Source organism: Haloferax sp. AB510, assembly GCF_024136985.1.
In the GTDB taxonomy this organism is placed as follows: Archaea; Halobacteriota; Halobacteria; order Halobacteriales; family Haloferacaceae; genus Haloferax.
Map to the genome: position 1 here is coordinate 1 of NZ_JAMYJY010000239.1, position 592 is coordinate 592.

General features: G+C 75.3%; 1 pseudogene. It reads right to left on the reverse strand.

From position 1 onward, the window contains the following. Window positions 1-139: 139 nt before the first annotated feature. Window positions 140-592: pseudogene (locus tag NKF06_RS20800) on the reverse strand (hypothetical protein); the annotation flags it as partial.

Consider the following 592-nt stretch of genomic DNA (forward strand, 5'->3'; position numbering starts at 1 on the left):
CGGTCCATCGCGTCGTCGACGCGGCGGTCGGCCACGGGGTCGTGACCCGCGAGCGCGCCGGAGAACGTCGCGCTCCCGACGAGGAGCAACACGCCGAGCAGGGCGAAGGGAACCCGACCGCGGTTGTCGTCGGCGAGCCTCACGCTGACCACGTCCTGACGGCGATAGTGACGCGACCGACGGAGACGGCCTCGGCGGCGGCGCGCGGGGTGTCGTACCGGGCGCGCATCGCGTCGGCGAAGCGCGGGGCCAGCGCCGCCGCGAGGTCGGCGTTGGCGGCGCGAGTCTCCTCGCGGGCGACTTCGGGCGCGACGGAGGCGTTCACCAGCGTCCCGGCCCGCTCGTACCGGTGGGTCATCAGCGTCGAAACCGGCTCGTCGCCCCGGAGCGCGAGACGGGCGAGCGCGGGCGGGAACAGCCCCGAGACGGTCCGATTTGCGACGACGCGAGCGACGGCGTCGAAGCTGTCGTCGCTGGCGGCGAGCGCGTCTTCGCGGGCGGCGGGGAACCCGCTCGGCACGTCGAGCGTCGCGGAGTGGACCGTCGTCGAGGACGGCGGTTCGGGACCGAGCGTGTCGGTCGCGCGGACCGG